Raw genomic sequence first — 17,844 nt, forward strand, 5'->3', positions numbered from 1 at the left:
AAGTGCCAGGTTTTTTGTGGTGCGGCAAGCGGCAGTTTTCGCTGACCTTGCATAGTGAGCCAAAAAAATCGTGTCCGACGGATTGCTTTCCAATTTTCACGGAATCGGTTTTGCGTTAGAGAGCAACTCCATGGAAAGCGGAAAACTGATCCTGTTCTTGATTGCTTCGCTTGCAGTGACGCTGTCACCCGGTCCGGACAACCTGTTTGTATTGTCCCAGGGCATCCACAGCCGGCGTCAAAGTGCGCTGCTTGCTGCGTGGGGCATGGTGAGTGGGTTGAGTGTTCACACACTGTTGGCAGTGCTGGGTGTGTCGGCCGTGATTGTCGCCTCGCCCTTGCTTTTTGCGGGAATTCAGGCGGCAGGAGCGGCCTATTTGCTTTACCTGGCATTTGTGACATTGCGAACGGGTGCTCAGCTGGAGGTGGAGCATGCGTGCCTTGCAGTGTCTGACGCTGGCATGTTCCGACGTGGGTTTTTGATGAATGTGCTCAATCCCAAGGTGGCGCTGTTTTTTCTGGCTTTTCTGCCGCAGTTTGTGATGCCGGAAATCGGGCATGCGCGGGTGCAGATGTTGTTGCTGGGTGGGATTTTCATGGTGCAGGCATGGATCTGCTTTTCGATCATTGCTTTGGCTGCATCGGGCATTGGATCGCTTTTGCGACGGCGTGCAGGTTTTGCGAGAGGGCTCAACATTGCTTCGGGCCTCATCCTCGCTAGCCTGGCATTGAAGCTGGTTTTTGAACTGATGGTGTCGTAGCGATGGAAGGCTCAGACTCGATGGAACGCCTCGCTGCGGGGCAATGGCAATGGCCGTTGAATTTGGATAAGGGAGCAGTTTTTGATTTTGCCTGCAGCAGCTGTGGTTCCTGCTGCCGCGGGGAGATGACCATCCACCTGAATCTGGCAGACCTTCAGCGCATGGCGGGCTACCTGGAGTATTCAACGACGGCTCGATTGTTTGAAGATGGGGTGGTGGAGGAATTGAAGCGGGAGATTGGGTTCCGTCCTGCCATACGCTTCAGGCAAATGCCGGAAAAGTTCTGCCCGTTTCTCGAAAATGTGCTCGACGACAAAAGCTGGACCTTAAGCGGGCGCTGCAAGCTTCACCCGCATCTGAAACCTTTGGTTTGCAAATTGGCACCGCTCGGGCGAGAGCTGAGCTTTGATGAGAACCTTCGGGTGTCAGAGCAGTGGTTGTTTACCGAACCGGTGAGAGGATGTCCGGGCTGCAGGGTTGGGCAGCGTCAGCTTGGAGCGGAATGGTCTCAGTCGCATGCGCAGGAGTTGGAGCTTGAACTCAGCTATTTTCACATCATGGAGGTGCTCACGCGTGAGCATGCACCGATGCAGGAGTTTCGTGCATTTCATCGCAATCTGAAGGTTGAGCAGAGCGTGGCTGAGTATCTGGATGAATGGCAGCATCGATCCGGGTGACGTTTGAAAATGGGAGGAATCCGGTTGCGTGCATGGAACGCTTGGTCATGGTAATTGAAACCAAAGAGAGCATGAAAAGAATCCATCTGTTTTTGACCTTTGTGGGGATCTGGGTTGTTTGGAATCCGGGGGTTGCCGAACTGCATTCTGACTCTAAAGAACCCGCAGGTCGCGTGCACCTGGTTCTGTTGGCTACCGCCGATTTGCATGGGAATCTTTTGCCCAAGGATTATCATGCCAACAGTGAACGCTCCGTGGGGTTGGCCAAGTTAGCTACGATGATTCATGGCATTCGTGCAGAGCATCCGCAATCGCAGGTGATGTTGCTCGATGCCGGAGATACGATACAAGGCACGCCGCTGGCTTACTATCATGCCCGGAAGCACAATGCTCCGGAAGATCCCATGATGCGAGTGAAGAATCATCTGAAATACGATGCGATGACGGTCGGGAATCACGAGTTCAACTTTGGCTTGCAGGTGTTGCGAAAGGCAGAGCAGGAAGCGGAGTTTCCCTGGCTCTCTGCCAATATTTATGAGGTCGGAAGCGATGCGACGGCATTTGCCCCATACCTTGTGAAAAACCTCAGCGGTGTGCGTGTGGGTGTGATTGGGATCACCACACCCGGTATGCCTGCATGGGAAGAACCCGCCAATATTGAAGGACTGCGCTTTGAAAACCCGGTGGAGCAGGCTCAAAAATGGGTCCACCACTTGAGGCATGTCGAGCAGGTTGATGCTGTGGTCATTTTGGCGCACATGGGGCTGGAGCAGGACTTGAGGACCGGACTCGCCACCAATGATGTGGTTCCGATGGAAAACGCGGCGTTGCGTTTGGCCCGGCAGGTAGAGGGGGTCGATGTGATCCTGATGGCTCACACGCATCGGGCAGTCGAAGCTCTCGATGTCAATGGAGTGCGATTGGTTCAACCTGGGCGCCACGGGGATCACCTCGCGCGTGTGGATCTTTATTTTGATGTTACGGACGGAAAAGCAACCCGCATCGCGCTCAACAGTCGATTGCTTCCGGTGACGGAGCAGGTTCCGGCTGACCCCGAAGTCGTAGCCATCGCGACGCCCTATGATGCGGCGACTGAAGCCTGGCTGGATCAGCCCATTGGATACAGCGAGAAAGCACTCTACGCGACCCGTGCCCGGTTTGAGGACAGTGCCATTCTCGATTTGGTGCACCGTGTTCAATTGGAAGTTGGAAATGCAGATTTGTCATTTGCAGCGAGCTTTACGGAGAGTGCGCACATCCCTGCGGGGCCGGTAACGGTGCGGGATATTGCCGGTCTGTATATTTATGAAAACACCTTGATGATCCTGGAGATGACGGGGCAGCAGGTGCTCGATGCACTTGAACACTCTGCGAAATATTTCAAGCAGGCGAAGGGTTCGGAAGACATTGAGTCCCTGGTAGACAAGACCATGCCCGGGTACAACTTTGATACGGTGGAGGGGCTGTCGTACCAGATCGACCTGCGCAGGCCAGTTGGGTTGCGTATCCAAAATGCTACTTACGAGGGAGAAGCGTTGCGACCTGAGCAGCGCTTTCGGGTGGCGGTGAACCACTATCGTCGGAACGGAGGTGGTGGTTATGCGATGTTTCGGGATGCACCCGTGCTTCATCGATCCAGTGATTCGATTCGAAACCTCATCATCGAGTGGGTGAGTGAGCGAAAGCACATTCCAACCGAAGCCAGTCAGAACTGGGAGTTGCTCTACTGACGGTCAGTAAATTTCCTGAAGAACCGATAAGTAAAGCTACTACATAGCTCAAAATAAGCAGACCTTATGTATGGAGTTGTATAAGTTGCACTAATCTTGGGCTGTGTTGTATAATTGTGTTTTGACATGCAGCGGGAGAGGGTGAATGCTGAGTGTATTCCTTTCATTCTCCAGGCGGAAGTTTCGCAGCTTTCGTTTCAGGATTCGTTCACCATTCACTAGCGTCAATGACGCTTCGCAGGCGCTGAATCAACCGCAAGGGTTCAGTCGTCCGTTGAGAGGTGGGCGAAAAACAAGACGCCAGATACCGTCCGTTTTTCGTTCAAATCATACTCAACCCAGCTCCTGCCATGAATAGTGTTACTGCCCAGCGTCCCTCGAAGCTCATCCCAAAACGTGAATTCTCGAGTCCGGATCAGCACCCGTACGATCAAATCGAGTGGAAACAGGAAACCGTGGCGATTGCCAATGACAAAGGTGAGGTGATTTTTCAGGGAAACCAGATTGAAGTTCCTGCGTATTTCTCGGATCTCTCGACGAAAATCCTGTCGAACAAGTATTTCTATGGGGACAAGGATTTGGGAACCGATCCTTGCAATGGTGGTCGTGAAACCAGCTTCAAGCAGGTGCTGGACCGCGTTGTCGACACAATTTCAGAGTGGGGTCTGCAGGACGGATATTTTGACAACGAGCAGGATGCCCAGGTTTTCAATGATGAATTGAAGTGGCTTTGTCTCAATCAGTATGCGGCGTTTAACTCGCCGGTCTGGTTTAACGTTGGTCTTTTTCACAAATACGGAATCAATGCCGAATCGCGTGGCAACTATCGCTGGGATGAGACCTTCAAGGAGGCATTGCCTACGATGAATCACTATGAGTTTCCCCAGGCATCGGCCTGCTTCATCCAGCACGTCGACGACACCATGGAAAGCATCATGAACCTGGCCAGTTCGGAGAGCCGACTGTTCAAATATGGTTCCGGGAGCGGCAGCAATCTGTCGCGCATTCGTGCCAAGGCCGAAAAACTATCGGGTGGCGGAACCGCAAGTGGACCCCTGTCGTTCATGGAGATTTACGATACGATCGCCGGAACCGTGCGTAGTGGGGGCAAGACGCGTCGTGCAGCCCTGATGAAGATTCTCAACACCTCCCATCCCGATATTGTGGATTTCATTCAGTGCAAGGTGCAGGAAGAGAAGAAGGCCTGGGCATTGATCGAACAGGGCTACGACGGGTCGTTCGATGGGGAGGCCTATCGCAGTGTACGGTTCCAAAACGCGAATCTCAGCATCCGCCCGGATGATGCCTTCATGCAGGCAGCGAAGGAAGGCGGTGACTACTGGACGCGTTGGGTGAAGTCGGGTGAACCGGCCGAGAAACACCATGCGGGCAAGTTGCTGGATATGGTAGCCGAAGCGACCCATCTTTGTGGAGATCCCGGTATGCAGTTTGATGGCATCATTCACAAGTTCCACACCTGCAAGGCTTCGGGGCGCCAGCACTCCTCCAATCCCTGCTCCGAGTTTTTGTTCCTCGACGACAGTGCCTGTAATCTGGCCAGCATCAATCTGCTGAAGTTTCTCACTGCAGACGGTTTTGATCATGAGCGTTTTGCTGCGGCATGTCGCATTCTGATCATTGCACAGGATATTCTGGTGGATCGTTCCTCTTACCCGACCCGGGACATCACGATGAATTCCCATCATTTTCGTCCGCTTGGTCTCGGGTACTCCAACCTGGGAGCTTTGCTGATGTGTCTTGGTTATGCTTACTCCGATGAAAAAGGGCGTTCGCTTGCGGCGCTGATTACGTCGGTGATGACGGCAACGGCCTACCACGCTTCCACCGAAATTGCGGGTCGCCTCGGGGCCTTCTGGGGGCTGGACCATGCACGCGACTACTCTGCCTATGATGCATCTGAGGCCGAAGCTCTTCCGGACAATCGCAGCTGTATGCTCGAAGTGCTTGAGCTGCACCGTGACGCGCTGAAAGCAGTCCCACACCGCAGTCATGAGTTTTCAGAGCTATTTGAATATTCGACGCGGCGATTCAACAAGGCAATTGACGGATTTAAGCGTCATGGTGCTCGAAATGCTCAAGTGACGGTGTTGGCTCCATGCGGCACAATCGGGTTTTTGATGGGCTGTGATACGACTGGAATTGAACCGGCGATGGGCTTGATTCAGTACAAGACACTAGCGGGCGGAGGCATGCTGACCATCCCCAATCATTCCGTGAAAACCTCGCTGATCCACCTGGGGTATTCTCCAGAAGATGTGGCGCAGGCGCTCGAGCATGTTGAGAAGTATGGCACGCTCGAGTCCGTGGAGGATGCGGTCAGTCCCATCGAATCCAGGCACCTGCCGGTATTTGACACGGCGTTTACTTCCGGGCGCGGCAAGCGATCCCTGCACTACAATGCTCACATTGACATGTTGGCGGCGGTGCAGCCTTTTCTGTCGGGCGGTATTTCCAAAACGATCAACATGCCGCGCGAGGCGACAGTGAAAGATATTCGCGAAGCCTACATCTATGCCTGGGAAAAGGGGCTGAAGGGTGTTGCCATTTATCGGGATGGCTCCAAGGGAGTGGCTCCAGTCAAAACCCGCAAGGATGAACCGGAAGAAACCGAATTGAAGTTGGCTGGCCCAGAGGCTCCGAATCAGATGACTGCAATTCCCTATCGCCAGAAACTGCCGGAGACCCGCCAATCGATCACGCACAAATACACGATTGGAGAGACGGAGGGCTACATCACGGTCGGACTCTATGACGATGGACGCCCGGGCGAGGTATTCATCCGCCAGTCAAAGGCGGGAAGCAGTATTCAGGGCTTTACCGATACGGTGGCAATCCTGCTCTCCATGTGCCTGCAGCATGGGGTTCCGTTGACCGATCTTATTCGCAAGCTGGCGTTCAGCAAGTTTGAACCAAGTGGATTTACACGCAATCCCGATGTGCCCATTGCGCATTCCTGTGTGGACTATCTCATGCGCTGGATGGGGATGAAGTTTGTCGATGGATACAAGGACAAGATGAGTCCGGCAACGGAAGCCCCAAAGAGCAGCCATGCTTCAGTGGGGTCGGAAGAATCGATTGCATCGTCGCTCGAGACAAACGAATCGGAGAGTCCGCGGATTCAGCAGGAAACCTTGCAGTTGTTGACCCAGTCGCAGGGCAATCTGATTTGCCCGGAATGTGGCAGTGCACGTGTGCAAACATCAGGCACCTGTGCCACTTGTCTGGATTGTGGCAGCTCTCTGGGTTGCAGTTGACCCACGCAAGTTGCCTGTCCATTGAGGGTTCATTCAGCGATGTATGCGGATCTGATCGAGGTCAGATCCGCTGATTTGGTACGCGATTTCGATGGGCGTCATTTTTTTTCAACTTTTTTGAATCGAAAACAGGCGATGGAGACTAAGCTTGCATGTGGAGGCATGCGATTCCTCGCTTCGGACAAAACAAGGGTTGAAAAACCTCTGAGAGTTCCATTGAAAGAATGTTTGCTTCTGCAGAACTTGTATCTTGCGCACCAGATGGTGGGCTCCTACGGTTTGATTTCCCAAATATGATTCATCGCTATCTACGTCTCCCTGTCCACCGATTGCTTTCTGCTGCATGCCTTCTGATGATGGGATCGCATGTGTATTCGGTTGAAATACCGCTCGAGGCCCAGAGCTTTACCCCCGTTACTGGCGGGAGTGAAATTTTTGATGGCACGCAGCTCTACGTCAGCTCGTTCAGTGAGGAAGTCTTCTCTGCCTCCAATCCGACCGATGTTGTCATCATTGAGGATATGACCGCTCTGATGCTCGATGAGAAGGATGAGGACAATGATTCCGATGATGTGTATGTATTTGTGGCCAACTACAGCGGATACAACACCAGCAGTGAAGAGACGGCTGAAACCGGCAGTCTGGTTTTTGAAATTCCAGTGGAAGAGAATCAGTTTGGAAGTGGAACCGTAAAGGGGTTTTACCGTAAAACCGGACCCTGGCAGCGCAGACAGACGGATCAGGAGTTTCTGCTCGACGGCATCACGGGTACCTTGAGCTATCAATCCCTCAAGAAATCCAGGGATGTGGATTTTGTGCTCAATGGAACTCACGAAGGTGAAGCGTTTCGCATAACGGGTACGGCGATTTCAAGTGTGCTCTCGACCGAATTCCTGTCGATGAGTTCGTGGCAAGCGGATGAGGATTCGGATTTCAAGTTTTCATTTGTGAACGCAACTCTGCGGCGGGACGGCAATACCTATACGGGTTTTTTCAATCGCAGTGACACGGAAGAACCCAACAACTGGGAGTCCCTTTTTGCAATCTACCGCGTTACAGACACCAACGACTCTGATGGGGACGGCGTTCCGGATCTTTCCGACTTGGGTTCCGATCAGATTCTCGGAGTGCTGTCCACGCATTCGATTCAGACTGGAAGCAGTTCCTACTGGTCAAATGACCTCAATACGACGGTCATGGTGGATGCAAAACAGTTCTGGTTGTTTGGTGAGAATATTGGCTGGTTTTATTTGCCCGATCAGAACGATGCAACCGCCATTCGGGTGTACTTGCCGGACGAACGCCTTGGGTGGCTGACAACCCATGCGGAAATGAGTCCATCCTACATTCGCGAGTCTGACGGAGTCGAAGTCCGCTTCGATCTGCTCGATGGCGAAATCGCATTCTACGACAGCGAACTCGATGCCTGGTTCACGCTGAACTATTGATGCCAGTGCATCACGGGATTCATCAATCACACACTTTTGGAATGAAAATGGATAAAAACAAATTCCTGTATGCGATGTTCGCTGCATCCTGGCTGTTCTGGTCAGTGGCGAGCGCGCAAGTTGAAGTCAATTTTGTCGACTCGGGCCAGACGGTTTCCGAGAGCGGGGAGTGGACGGTCACCATCGAGTTGAGCGAACCCTCACTGCTGGAAGTGTCCGTTCCCTACCGCATTGCTTCTGAGAGTACCGCTACTTTGGGAAGTGATTTTGAGATTCCGGAAGATGTAGTTGAAAGTGGAGTCGTCGTTGAGGACAACGAAAGTCCCATCGTGTTTGCCCCGGGTGAGGTGCGGAAGTCCATCACGGTTGAGATCATCAATGATGCTGAAGTCGAATCGGATGAACTGATCATCTTTGAACTGGTGAGCGAAGGTCTGACCGTGGCGCGACTGGGAGAGCAGACACGTCATACCATTCGCATCATCGATAACGATCCGATCCGCGCCTATTTTCGGGTGCACGAGGGAGATTTTTACGAATCCGGAAACATTGCGGTTTCGGTTCGTCTGAGCGAAGCAGCCGAGCAGGATGTGATCCTCAATTACAACGTCACGACGCTTACGGCCAGCAGTAACGACATCGACCTGACCAGCTCAACCAGTACGACGAGTCCCTTGCGCATTTCGGCAGGTTCCACGCTCGGCACTATCGTGGTTGCGGTGGTTAATGATTCGGTGACGGATCGAAACGAAGGTGGTGCAGATCGTGAAACCGTGCAGATCCAGCTGCAGTCGGCGACGCTCGAGGGCGGTGGCCAGATTGACGTGGATACCCAACCTTACATTGCGACCATCGTGGACAATGATCCGATTACCGTACAGTTCGCCTATGGCGATGACGTAGAGTTTCCCATAGACCTTGACGAACACACGACCACCTCCCTGCGCATTGTGTTGCTGGGACCGGATGGTGAACTCACAACTTCGGCACAGGATGTTTCTGTTCCCGTGAGCTACGGCGGTACGGTTGTAATCGGAGATGGTGACAATGATGATCTCGATCCCGAAGAGAGTCCGATTGTGGTGCCCGCAGGTCAGAGCAACGTGACCTTTGCGCTCAACATCAACAATGACGATAATGTGGAGGAAGATGAACTGCTGACCGTCACACTTGGGCAACCTTCCTATAAAGACGGTGGTGATTTGATCCTGGGTGACAAAAGAGAAATGCGCTTTGTGATCAAGGACAACGATCCGGTTTCCCTAAGCTTTGCCGCTGTTTACAGTAAGGATGATTATCAGGCGTCGCAGGACCCGGATTACGAAGACATTCGCTACGTGCCCTCTGCAGGTTCTGTGGTTGCGCGTCAATCCGCACAGATCACCATTCCCGTTGTTCTTTCCTCCCTTTCAGCCAACAATGCTGAATTTAAGCTGGAGCTGCTCTCCGAGGGAACGACCGCGAATCTGTTCACCGCTGGGGGTGGGGAGGATCAGGACTGGGATTTTGCCATCACTTCCCACAGCCTGCCAAGACTCGACAGCAGTGTGGATCTCGTCATTCGATCAGGGCTGGAGGTTTTGCTCATCACTGTGGCTCTCAACAATGCAGTGAGCGATCCGATTGTGTATGGACAAGAATCCGAGGCAGCCAGACCGGATAAAACGGTGCGCTTCCGGATTTCCGGACTCAATACGAGCACCAGTAAGGTCAATCCGGGCCAGCACATGGACTACACCCTGACCATTCGGGATCTTCCCGATGTGGACATCACCGATGTAATGTCCGGCCTTTCACCTCTGGAATCGTCGCTTGCGAATGGAGGTTTGCGCTTCAATGATCGAACCGGGCTTTTTGAAGCAGACTATCGCATGCAGCCAAGCGTGCAGTTGGATTTGTCTCAGTTCCCAGGGTATCGCAGCATGAAATTTGTCTACCGAACCACGAATTACGATGCTTCGAACCCGGAATCGGAGAACAACGATCCGGTGGTTTCGAATCCCACCAATCCAGCTAAAGACCAGGAGTTTCACTTTTTTGTGAATCCTCCGTTCCAGGTCCGCTTTCCCCATTCTTCGCGCCAGATCAAACTGATCGAGGGTGCGGAACCCAAAGATGGCAAGTATGACATCACCACTGCCGACACGATCGAAACCGCTCCCTATCTGCTGCATCCGCTGAGCTTTCCACGGCTGAATGATTTTGAGGCAGACATTCGCGGTGCCTATGATGCAAATGCGGTGTTGGAGTGGACGGTGCCATTCTACTCCAGAGGATATTTCTTTTTTCCAGTGGATCGCATCGATCCGGCTGCAAATCCGGATCGCCTTCGCGTCTATCTGACCGCTGAAGGCACATCGGTGTTTGGTTCTGGCAGTGGTACCGCCACAATATCCGATTTTAAGCCGCTTGCCGATGGATCGGTGTTCATGGTGATTGAGTCCGGGGCAGGTTCCTCGAATGTGCAGATCCAGTATCTCGATCCCGGTGATGAGTGGCGAATTGTGCATCCTCAGGCAATGAGTACGGGGGGTGCCAGCCGGTTCTACTGGATCGACCAAGGGCCTCCGCATACGCAGACTCACCCGAAAAACGTGCCCTTCCGCCTTTACCGCGCAACTCGAAACTAAGCGACCATGCGATTTACTACCAAACCCATTTTTGTCGGCATTTTGTTTTCGCTGAGCCTCGGAAGCAGCGCCATTGCCCAGTATCCCTTCCAGAGTTCCTGGATTCTTGCAGAGGAGGGTCGTGCGCAGCAGGTTTTCTTTAACGCCAAATCTCTCATCGGGGTTGATGTAAGCTTCAGTAACCTGGGGGAAATGCCCTACATCCGAGGTGAAGATTCCAACTACACGTATCAATTCAACGACGGTTATATTGACCTGCCATCGGATGATGCGGAATTCACCAATTCTTTTCTATTTGACTTTGCCAACGCAGTGGAAGGTCCCGATGGCAATGTGGAATCTTTCAACCTCACGCGCTACCGTTCCGGAAGTATCGGAGAGTCTTACAAGGAGGATTTGAGCTTTTCGACAGGGTGGGAACTGGGTGGACGCTATGACATGTGGCGACTGTCCAACCGTGTGACGATGGGATTTACCGTTGCGGGTGGATTCACCCCCCTGCAGGCCTCCTATAGCTCGTCTGATATCAAAGGTGAACTGTATCGGCAGACGGTGAATGTACCGCTCAGTGGTCCCGGAATCAAATATGTGGAGAGTGGGCTGTACCAGGGCGGTGTGTTTGGTGGACCCTACGTGTTGCTCGATGAGCTAGCCTTTGACGCGTCCATCGAGGAGCGGGTATCTCAACTGCTTGCAGATGGCAGCATCGTATTGGTCGATGCCTTGATCGCCGGAAATTACGAACTTCTCGGAGGCATTGGAACCGTGCGCGCCGGAACCCACTTCGATATCTACCTGACTGAACGACTGATGCTGCATTTTGGTATCGGTATCATGGCGTCATACCTGTCTTATGATTTCACGGTCGATCAGTCATTGATCACCTCGACTTTGACAGAGTCCTACCGCATTCGCTCGACCTTGGACGAAGGCGAATGGCTGGTTGGTGGATATGCAGAACTGAACCTGCTGTATCGCCTCAACCCCAAGACTGCTATCTACGCTGGAGCGCAGGCCAATTTTATCCAGGACTTCGACGGGAGATCTGTCGATGACATGGTGCTCGATATTCGGGTGGGTACGACAACGCAGTTGCAGGCTGGATTCGAATTCGACTTCTGAAAACCGGGCGGGGCTGATCGCACGTTCAACCCGTCCGACTCACCGTGGAGTTTCTCAGAAAAGTGAGATCCCAAAACGTTTCCCAATCAAGGCAGTCAGTGCAAAACAGGTGAATGTGAGCAGGATGCCCGCTCCGAGGCTCCATCCGAATGCCACACCTTTTTTGAGCAGGTAGGGCATCAGCAGGAACATGGGCAGCGTGGGCAGTACGAACCAGAAGGTGTAGAGCGCATGATTTGCGATCTTTTCGGTTCCCTGTTTTTCGACATAGAGCCAGATCATCACCATCACGGTGACCAAGGGGAGGGAGGAGATGAGCGCACCGATGCGATCAGATCGCTTGGCAACTTCTGTGACAATGACGATAATCAAGGCGGTGACTGCGTATTTGGTGGCTAGGAATAACATGGTGATCGATGGTGTTGGGTTTATTGGCGACTGAAAGACTGGTTTGGGAAAGGTTCGCGCAGTTGATCCCATTTGGCGGCCATGCGCAGCATGGAGGGTTCACTTGTGAATGAACTGAGATCGGGCAGGTCGACCCACGCAAGTGCATGTGACTCTTCACTCACGATGACGTTTTGTTCACCCGTGCAGACAAAGGCGTAGCGAATGTCAAAATGGAGGTGATCGGGTTCGTCTCCGCGTCTGGGAATCGCATGAATATCGAGGTCAAAAATGTGCTCTGAACAGGCTTCGACCGATTTCAGTCCCGATTCTTCGATGGCTTCCCGTTTGGCGGACTGCAAGGTATTTTCGCTGCCGTCAGTGTGTCCGCCCAATTGCAGCCAACGGTCCAGCTTGCGGTGGTGGGTCAGCAGAGTTTTGCGATGGGAATTGTCAACCACCCATGCGGAGGCCGTGATGTGACCGGGGGAAAAACAATCGCGCTCGAAGCAGTCGGGTTCGCGCTGCAGCAGTTCACAAAAGCGCTGCACGATGTGCGCCTCTTGAGGATAGCGCTCCCGGTAGTGCTGAAGTCGCAGCCGGAGTTCTGATCGGTCATCCCGCATTCAGGAAAAAATGGGCTCAAACCAAAGAATGACAAGTGTGATTTTTTGCTCCCTCGAAACCGCTGGCACGAAGCGCACTGCTTACAGCATGTTTTGAATCGTGAGAACTTTTCAGCCTTTCCTAAATCGCGCCGAAGTTGAATCTGAGGCGGGGTTGTGCCATGCTTGCCATCATGGGAAAACAGTTTCCATCCATCACACAGGCACACCGTGACTTTATTGCACAGCAGAAGATCTTTTTTGTGGCAACTGCGGATCGTTTTGGTCGCATTAACCTCTCTCCGAAGGGGTTGGACTCGTTTCGCATTCTCAACGAACAGCAAGTGCTTTGGCTGAATCTGACCGGGAGCGGCAACGAAACTGCACCGCATGTGTTCAACCATAATCGCATGACAATCATGTTTTGCAGCTTCGACGAGAAGCCCATGATCCTGCGCCTTTACGGCAAGGCTGAAGCATTTCATGGAAAGGAAGCCGAATGGGATGCCTATATCGGCCTGTTTCCGCATTCACCGGGAAATCGGCAGTTGTTTCGCGTCACTGTGGATATGGTGCAGAATTCCTGTGGTTTTGGAGTTCCACTGTTCGAGTACAAGGGTCAGCGCAAGACACTGGTTGACTGGGCAGAACAGAAAGGTGAATCGGGCATCCAGGATTACTGGAAGCAAAAGAACGAAACCAGCATTGATGGGGTAGGGACCCGAATCTCTTTCCTCAAGGGAATTTGAAACCCGTAACGGACCGGGCTGATTGCCAGGCATCGGACAGTACGGGTTCGAATCCACTGCCGAGTGACCGGTATAGGGCGATGCGAAATTGCAGGAGTTGGAGTTGTGCGGTCAACGCAGTGCGTCGAAGCTGGTGCAGAGAGTCCTGGGCAGTCAACACCTGCAGGTAGCTTTGATCACCACTCTGGTAGCGTGCAAATGTCTGATCAAACACCTGTTCAGCCAACACAATCTGCCGGGAAAGTGACTCGAGAAAAGCCTGCTGTTGACGCTCTTGAACGATGGCATCCTCGACCTCCCTTAACGCTTCCAGAACGGTTTGACGGTAGTTGAGCAGCGCACTTGAAAGCAATGCCTGACGTCGGTCGACCTCTGCCCGGCGCAACCCACCATCGATTAGAGAAGCGCTCAGGCTTGCAGTGAGAGCTTCCATCCATTCATCGAAGAGCTGCACCGGACCTCCAAACGCGGAGGAAAGCACTGCGCCGAGAGTGAGGGATGGAAACCGGTTGGCGACCGCAGTAGCGGCAGCGGCATCAGCTGCCTGAAGGCGTAGCCAGGCCGCCTGAATGTCGGGGCGTGCGGTGATGACTGCGGCAGGGATACCCGTGGATGGGAATTCGGGAAGCTCGGGAAAGGTGTCCGGGGTCTGCACCTCGATGTGCAACGCAGTACTTCCCGTTAAAATTCCGAGATGGTGCTCAAGAATTTCGATTTCCGCCTGATTCTGGATCAGTGCTCCACTGCGCGCCTCGATGACCTGTTGCTGTTGCAACAGATCTGTGGCGTTTCGGCTGCCGTGCTGAAATCGCATGCGGATCGATTCGAGCGTCTGTTCCGCATTTTGGTATTGGGCCTTGAGAAGTGATTGCTGAGCGCGGCGTTCCACAAGGTTGTACCAGGTGATGGCAATTTGTCCGGCAATGGAGATGGAGGCAGCTCGCAAATCCTGTTCTGTGGCACGGTATTCGAAGTAGGCACCTCTTGCCTCCGAGCGAACTTTGCCCCAGAGATCCAGTTCATAACTTGCGATGAGATCAAGCGACCCAGTGGTTCGATCTGTTGGAGGATTTGCGGTTGTCGCATCATCGAAGGTCCGGCGAACGGATGTCTGGAGGCCAAGTGAGGGAAAGCGGGCAGCCGAACTGGCGGTCAGGGTCGCCTCGGCCTCACTCAGCCTTGCCCACGCCTGAGCCAAACTGAGATTTTCTCGCAGTGCCTTTTCGACCCATGTGTTCAGCTGCGCATCGTTAAAGGCTGTCCACCAGTGAGACTCAACTGGCACGGTTCCAGACTCGGAAAAGGAATGATCAGACAGTGCGTTTTCTCCCAGACTTGAGGGAGCACTGGCGGTGGGGTTTTCCCGATAGGAGCATCCTGCTAGAGCGATCAGGAGCCATGGAATCAGGCATACTGTGCTGTAATGTAACCTCATGCGATGCCTGCAGGAGGGAATGGCATTCAATAGAGACATGTCAGTTGGCGAACGAATGGCACCAAAAATCTGTTTCCTGATTTGTTGATTTTTTTGCGATACTCACGTGAAAATTCCATGCAATCAGGGAGAGTGAGATTCATGACGAGATGGATTTCACTGCATAAAAGGTGCGGGTTTTCCAATTGAGCCGGATCGCGAGTAAGCGAAATACGACGCAGGCGACCGAAGCGATCACTCCTGCCACAAAACTGCTGAGTGGAGTGAATGCAGTCAGGGTGACAAACAGTGTCGCACCTGCAAATGCCGCCAGAACATAAAACTGACCCGGTTTGAACACGAGTGGTTCTTCCCTTGTGATGATGTCGCGAATCAGACCGCCGCCACACGCATTGATGACTCCGATCACAATGGCTACTGTGGGAGAAACCTCATGTAGGATGGCCTTTTGGGTGCCAAACACCGCATAGGCCGCCAGTCCCACAGCGTCGATGACTGCAAGGAAGCGCCCAAAGCGCTCAATGCGGTCGCCGAGAATGCGACCGATCACCACTGCAACCAGAATGGAGTACAGGTAGCGCGGATCTTTCACAACAGCCGGCAGATCGGTCTGAAGAAAGACACCGTCTCGAATCACCGCACCCCCGACTGCGCAGATCCCCGCAAGGGCCAGCACTCCGACGAGGTCATAGTTCCGGCGAATGCCTGCAAGGCATCCTGTAAGGGCAAAAAAGAATGCCGCCACAATATCGAATGCGATGGGAAGGTGAAATGTATCGGGATTCATGTTGCAAGACCGGACCCAGGCATGATTTGAAAAAACTAGGGCTTCTGTTAGTTTTCTTCAATGGGGAACTTTTCAAGTCCTCCAGTTTCGCCATGACAGCATCCCCTTCTCCAGGCCCACTTTTTGCCAACATTCTAACAATCCGAAAGGATATGTTGGTTCGGCGTGAAGCGTTCAGCAAATCGAGTCCGTTGATTTTGGAACAACAGGAAATTCCCTTTGCATGGTTGGGCGAGGCCGTTCATGCAGTTCGTAGCGCCGCGCATCGTTCGAGCGTCCCTGCAGGTTTGGAACCGACAAACTCCACTCCCTTTTACTGCATGGCGGGTCCGAAACGGCTCGAAGTGATTTCGGCTGGCACTGCGGTTGTGCTGCTCGTGGATACCCTCCCGGTTGCAGAGGTGGATATCAAGGGAGTGTTCGGGTTGGCGGTATTCTTTGAATTTCCGTCAATGCATCGAAAGGAATGGGATACCTGGGGTTTGCTTGGGGCGAGCACAACTCATGTTGAAATTGTGCCCAACGCAGATGTCCTGTGTTTGCGACAGGTGAAGCAGGAAGAGGGTCGGGTCAACACGCTGCGACTGAGTCGGGAAGTAAATCTGTCGACGGGTGATACCGGGCTTTCCGTGAGCTGTGAGCGTCATCATTTGGATGTGAATCCAACCTTGGAGAATCTCATGGAATGGATAGAAGTGAGGGCAGGAACGGCCCATCCATCCTTGCTCAGGGTGGCCGATTCCAAGCGTCAGCCCAAGGGTAAGTCGTAAGTTGAAGCTCAGGTGGTCGTCGCAGTTGTGTCCATAACGGCACACACAGCTTGATCTCAGGGGTGATGCCCTGAGCATCTCATTTTTCCGCTACCCGGAGCGCGAAGGGGAAATTGTGTTGCTGTGTATTTTTTCTTATTGACCACCGCGTGTCAGAAAGCATGAATGTTTACTTGTTGGCACTTGAGTGTCAAAAACGAGAACTACATCCATGAATCTCTTTTCCATGCTATCTTTTCACATCTCAACGCGTGCATGTCTGGGCGCTGCAGCTCTGCTCATGTGCACAGGACTGCACGCTCAAATCGAATCGAATGATTCCAGCATCGTGGATCTTCCCAAGGTGACTGTGGTTGCCAGTCGGGTGGAGCAGTCTACCGGTGTCGTAGGCGCTTCTGTCACAACTCTGGATTTGGATGATCTGCTCCGCTATGAGCACGAGCTTGCTTCCGATGTGATCCGTCACGTGGAAGGTGTGTATCTGCGCAACAATGGAAATCCGGGATCAACTGCTGGCATGTCCATGCGCGGTTTGCCGTTGGCACCTGTGGTGCTGATCGATGGGATCGAGGTCAATGATCCTGGTTCCGGGTTTGTGTATAACTTTGGAAATCTTCCACTCGCGTCGATTGATCGCATTGAGGTGCTTCGCGGTGCGCAGAGCGCGCTCTACGGTGCAAATGCACTGACGGGGGTGATCAGCATCACGACTCGTCAGGGTGAAACGACTCAGCCAGCGGCAGCGGTGGGTGCATCTTATGGATCGCGGGATTCCGTTCGTGCCTTTGCAACACTCTCGCAGGCAACGGAGTCGGTGGATTATTTTGTGACTGCAACTTACGAGGATACTGATGGTTACTCGGTTCAGAATCCGGAGTGGGGGCCGGAGTGGGCGGATGATGATCTTTTTCGCAACCAGACAATGATGGGCAAACTGAAATGGAAACTCTCGGATCGTGTGGATCTGGTGTTGTTTGGAAGCTATCAGGATTCAAAAAGCGAATACGACCCTGGTTTGCCCAGTCCCTGGACGCAGCCCGTGATGGATAATTTTTATGAAAGTGAGCAGTTTCTGAGCAAAGCTCAGCTCTCAGCAACGCTCTCGCAGGCTTGGATTTCCAATGTTGCCGTGCATTACAATGATTTTCGTTCCTATGCGGTTGACAGCTTTGGAGTGCGGGATAACAAGGCGGACTTGCTGAAATTCGAGTGGTTGAATGACCTGCGCATTGCGGACTGGCTCAACAGCATCGTGGGATTGGAGTGGGAGCGTGCAGAGGACCGCATCGGCTCACATTCCATGGACACTGCGGCAGTGTTTGTGGAAAATGTGCTCACCTTGAGTGATGCGCTGCATGCGACAGTCGCGCTTCGGCTGGATGACAATGATGCTTATGGCCGTGAGGTTTCCTGGCGCACGAGTGCATCCTATGCGCTTCCCAATGATCGCACTCGGTTGAAAGCGTCCT

At 53.0% G+C, this 17,844-nt stretch carries 14 protein-coding genes; 10 read left to right on the forward strand and 4 right to left on the reverse strand.

The genetic code is table 11. The annotated features are described in order from the left end of the window. Nucleotides 1-70: 70 nt before the first annotated feature. The 7 genes from ABQ298_09020 to ABQ298_09050 all read left to right on the forward strand — a co-directional run bounded on the left by ABQ298_09020 (nucleotide 71) and on the right by ABQ298_09050 (nucleotide 11,642). Nucleotides 71-760 (forward strand): LysE family translocator, encoded by a 690-nt coding sequence (locus ABQ298_09020; GenBank protein ID MEQ9824511.1) that lies wholly within the window; start codon nucleotides 71-73, stop codon nucleotides 758-760. Between the two features lie 2 nt (nucleotides 761-762). Then, nucleotides 763-1,437 carry a YkgJ family cysteine cluster protein gene (locus ABQ298_09025; protein MEQ9824512.1) on the forward strand — a complete coding sequence of 225 codons (675 nt, stop codon included), beginning with the start codon at nucleotides 763-765 and terminating at the stop codon, nucleotides 1,435-1,437. 71 nt (nucleotides 1,438-1,508) lie between these two features. After that, a complete protein-coding gene (locus ABQ298_09030; protein MEQ9824513.1) occupies nucleotides 1,509-3,167 on the forward strand; it encodes a bifunctional UDP-sugar hydrolase/5'-nucleotidase in 1,659 nt (552 codons plus the stop codon). A gap of 350 nt (nucleotides 3,168-3,517) precedes the next feature. After that, nucleotides 3,518-6,442: a vitamin B12-dependent ribonucleotide reductase gene (locus ABQ298_09035; protein ID MEQ9824514.1), complete on the forward strand. Its 2,925-nt coding sequence runs from the start codon at nucleotides 3,518-3,520 to the stop codon at nucleotides 6,440-6,442. A gap of 353 nt (nucleotides 6,443-6,795) precedes the next feature. Then, nucleotides 6,796-7,890 carry a hypothetical protein gene (locus ABQ298_09040; protein ID MEQ9824515.1) on the forward strand — a complete coding sequence of 365 codons (1,095 nt, stop codon included), beginning with the start codon at nucleotides 6,796-6,798 and terminating at the stop codon, nucleotides 7,888-7,890. 47 nt (nucleotides 7,891-7,937) lie between these two features. Further along, entirely contained in the window at nucleotides 7,938-10,520 is a 2,583-nt protein-coding gene (locus ABQ298_09045; protein MEQ9824516.1) for a Calx-beta domain-containing protein, read from the forward strand. A 6-nt stretch (nucleotides 10,521-10,526) separates the two neighbouring features. Then, the gene (locus ABQ298_09050; protein MEQ9824517.1) at nucleotides 10,527-11,642 is read left to right on the forward strand and encodes a hypothetical protein; all 1,116 of its coding nucleotides are present in this window, start codon (nucleotides 10,527-10,529) and stop codon (nucleotides 11,640-11,642) included. A 54-nt stretch (nucleotides 11,643-11,696) separates the two neighbouring features. Here the strand turns inward: ABQ298_09050 and ABQ298_09055 are convergent, their stop codons facing one another. Then, a complete protein-coding gene (locus ABQ298_09055) occupies nucleotides 11,697-12,050 on the reverse strand; it encodes a DUF3147 family protein (protein MEQ9824518.1) in 354 nt (117 codons plus the stop codon). 20 nt (nucleotides 12,051-12,070) lie between these two features. Next, nucleotides 12,071-12,655, reverse strand: coding sequence for an NUDIX hydrolase (locus ABQ298_09060; protein MEQ9824519.1), 585 nt, complete (start codon nucleotides 12,653-12,655; stop codon nucleotides 12,071-12,073). Nucleotides 12,656-12,828: 173 nt separating this feature from the next. On the opposite strand from ABQ298_09060, the gene ABQ298_09065 reads away from it, so the two are divergent. After that, nucleotides 12,829-13,383, forward strand: coding sequence for a pyridoxamine 5'-phosphate oxidase family protein (locus ABQ298_09065; GenBank protein ID MEQ9824520.1), 555 nt, complete (start codon nucleotides 12,829-12,831; stop codon nucleotides 13,381-13,383). Here the strand turns inward: ABQ298_09065 and ABQ298_09070 are convergent. Both ABQ298_09070 and ABQ298_09075 read right to left on the reverse strand, forming a co-directional pair. Then, the gene (locus ABQ298_09070) at nucleotides 13,370-14,818 is read right to left on the reverse strand and encodes an efflux transporter outer membrane subunit (GenBank protein ID MEQ9824521.1); all 1,449 of its coding nucleotides are present in this window, start codon (nucleotides 14,816-14,818) and stop codon (nucleotides 13,370-13,372) included. The genes ABQ298_09065 and ABQ298_09070 overlap by 14 nt on opposite strands. 139 nt (nucleotides 14,819-14,957) lie before the next feature. Continuing rightward, nucleotides 14,958-15,605 carry a TRIC cation channel family protein gene (locus ABQ298_09075; protein MEQ9824522.1) on the reverse strand — a complete coding sequence of 216 codons (648 nt, stop codon included), beginning with the start codon at nucleotides 15,603-15,605 and terminating at the stop codon, nucleotides 14,958-14,960. Nucleotides 15,606-15,757: 152 nt separating this feature from the next. Between ABQ298_09075 and ABQ298_09080 the strand changes: the two genes are divergently transcribed. Then, nucleotides 15,758-16,375, forward strand: a complete 618-nt coding sequence (locus ABQ298_09080; protein ID MEQ9824523.1) for a hypothetical protein — start codon at nucleotides 15,758-15,760, stop codon at nucleotides 16,373-16,375. Between the two features lie 211 nt (nucleotides 16,376-16,586). Further along, nucleotides 16,587-17,844, forward strand: a 1,258-nt coding sequence (locus ABQ298_09085) for a TonB-dependent receptor (GenBank protein ID MEQ9824524.1), incomplete at its 3' end; no start/stop codon positions are given.

The organism is Puniceicoccaceae bacterium (genome assembly GCA_040224245.1).
Taxonomy (GTDB): domain Bacteria; phylum Verrucomicrobiota; class Verrucomicrobiia; order Opitutales; family JAFGAQ01; genus JAKSBQ01.

Coding starts and splice junctions, on each gene's coding strand:
- ABQ298_09025 (MEQ9824512.1), top strand. CDS start 763: ATGGAAGGCTCAGACTCGATGGAACGCCTCGCTGCGGGGCAATGGCAA.
- ABQ298_09060 (MEQ9824519.1), bottom strand. CDS start 12,655: ATGCGGGATGACCGATCAGAACTCCGGCTGCGACTTCAGCACTACCGG.
- ABQ298_09075 (MEQ9824522.1), bottom strand. CDS start 15,605: ATGAATCCCGATACATTTCACCTTCCCATCGCATTCGATATTGTGGCG.
- ABQ298_09030 (MEQ9824513.1), top strand. CDS start 1,509: ATGAAAAGAATCCATCTGTTTTTGACCTTTGTGGGGATCTGGGTTGTT.
- ABQ298_09055 (MEQ9824518.1), bottom strand. CDS start 12,050: ATGTTATTCCTAGCCACCAAATACGCAGTCACCGCCTTGATTATCGTC.
- ABQ298_09070 (MEQ9824521.1), bottom strand. CDS start 14,818: ATGAGGTTACATTACAGCACAGTATGCCTGATTCCATGGCTCCTGATC.
- ABQ298_09080 (MEQ9824523.1), top strand. CDS start 15,758: ATGTTGGTTCGGCGTGAAGCGTTCAGCAAATCGAGTCCGTTGATTTTG.
- ABQ298_09050 (MEQ9824517.1), top strand. CDS start 10,527: ATGCGATTTACTACCAAACCCATTTTTGTCGGCATTTTGTTTTCGCTG.
- ABQ298_09065 (MEQ9824520.1), top strand. CDS start 12,829: ATGGGAAAACAGTTTCCATCCATCACACAGGCACACCGTGACTTTATT.
- ABQ298_09045 (MEQ9824516.1), top strand. CDS start 7,938: ATGGATAAAAACAAATTCCTGTATGCGATGTTCGCTGCATCCTGGCTG.
- ABQ298_09040 (MEQ9824515.1), top strand. CDS start 6,796: ATGATGGGATCGCATGTGTATTCGGTTGAAATACCGCTCGAGGCCCAG.
- ABQ298_09035 (MEQ9824514.1), top strand. CDS start 3,518: ATGAATAGTGTTACTGCCCAGCGTCCCTCGAAGCTCATCCCAAAACGT.